Source organism: Mycobacterium sp. 4858 (genome assembly GCF_900240975.1).
Classification (GTDB): Bacteria; Actinomycetota; Actinomycetes; order Mycobacteriales; family Mycobacteriaceae; genus Mycobacterium.
In genome coordinates this window covers 1-1,538 of the sequence record NZ_LT968771.1, presented here as the reverse complement: position 1 = coordinate 1,538, position 1,538 = coordinate 1, and the positions used below count along the sequence as shown (strand labels likewise).

At 70.2% G+C, this 1,538-nt stretch carries 2 protein-coding genes; both read left to right on the top strand.

The window, feature by feature from the left end; genetic code table 11:
• Positions 1-472 (top strand): DUF4190 domain-containing protein (locus C1737_RS00030; RefSeq protein WP_102416885.1); only part of this gene is annotated, 472 nt, incomplete at its 5' end.
• 70 nt (positions 473-542) lie between these two features.
• Positions 543-1,538, top strand: a 996-nt coding sequence (locus tag C1737_RS00025; protein WP_102416884.1) for a magnesium transporter MgtE N-terminal domain-containing protein, incomplete at its 3' end; no start/stop codon positions are given.

The following is a 1,538-nucleotide window of genomic DNA, read 5'->3' as shown; positions in this document are numbered from 1 at the left end:
CGGCTACCCCACGGAGTACCAATCCGGGTACCAATCCGGCCACGGCGCCCAATACCCGCCGCCCCCAACCGGATACGGGCCGCCACCCGGGTACGATCAGCCGCCGGGCTATGGCACACCGCAGTACCAGCCGGGCCCACCGCAATTCGGCGGGCCGCCCACCGGCTACGGGCCGCCACCCTATTCGGGTGGCTATTATCCCGCACCGGACTACGGGGGCTACGGGCCGCCGAGCGGGGTGAAACCGGGGACCAACAAGCTCGCCATCGCATCGCTCATCTCGTCGTTCACCGGGGTGTTCTGCTGCTGCCTCGGCTCGATCGTGGCCATCGTGTTGGGCGCCGTCGCGATCAATCAGATCAAGCGCACCCAGCAAGACGGCTACGGTCTGGCGGTCGCCGGCATCGTCATCGGCATCGCCACGCTGGTGGTCATGACGATCATCGTCTTGTTTGCGATGCACTCGCGGTAGCAGCCTGCGCGCGCCGGGGCCGGCACCGCCGCCGTCGGCCGCGCCATCCTCGGCTGCCTAGGCTTTCCCCATGGCATCGGTCAACAGGGTGTACATCGCCCGGCTCTCGCGAATGTTGGTGCTGGGCCCCCTCGGTGAGTCGTTCGGCCGGATCCGCGATGTCGCGGTCAGCATCAGCATCGTGCGCCAGCAGCCCCGCGTCCTGGGACTGGTCGTCGATCTGGCGACACGGCGCAGCATCTTCATTCCGATGCTGCGGGTCGCCGCGATCGAGCCAGAGGCCGTCACACTGAACACCGGCAGCGTGTCCCTGCGCCACTTCGAACAGCGCCCAGGCGAGGTGCTCGCGATCGGTCAGGTGCTCGACACCCAGGTCAGGGTGAACGATCCCGCGCTGCCCGAGCTGGCCGGCCTCGACGTCGTCATCACCGACCTGGGCATCGAACAGACCCGCACCCGTGACTGGATGGTGAGCCGGGTCGCCGTGCGCACCCAGCGGCGGCTGGGCCGGCGCGGGCCGGTGCACGTGGTGGATTGGCAGAACGTGCAGGGCCTGACCCCGTCGGCGCTGGCGATGCCGGGCCAGGCGGTGGCGCAGCTGCTGGACCGGTTCGAGGGCTGGAAGGCGGTCGACGTGGCCGACGCCATCCGCGGCCTGCCCCCCAAGCGGCGCTACGAGGTGCTCAAAGCCCTCGACGACGACCGGCTGGCCGACGTCTTGCAGGAACTGCCCGAGCTCGACCAGGCCGACGTGCTGTCCGAGCTGGGCACCGAACGCTCCGCCGACGTGCTCGAGGAGATGGATCCCGACGACGCCGCCGATCTGCTCGGCGTGCTCAATCCGACGGACGCGGAGATGCTGCTGACACGAATGGACCCCGCCGAGTCGGCCCCGGTGCGCCGGCTGCTGGCGCATTCCCCCGACACCGCGGGGGGTCTGATGACGTCCGATCCGGTAGTGCTGACGCCCGACACGTCGGTCGCCGAGGCGCTGGCCCGGGTCCGCGACCCCGACCTCACCCCCGCCCTGTCCTCCATGGTGTTCGTGGTGCGCCCGCCCACGGCC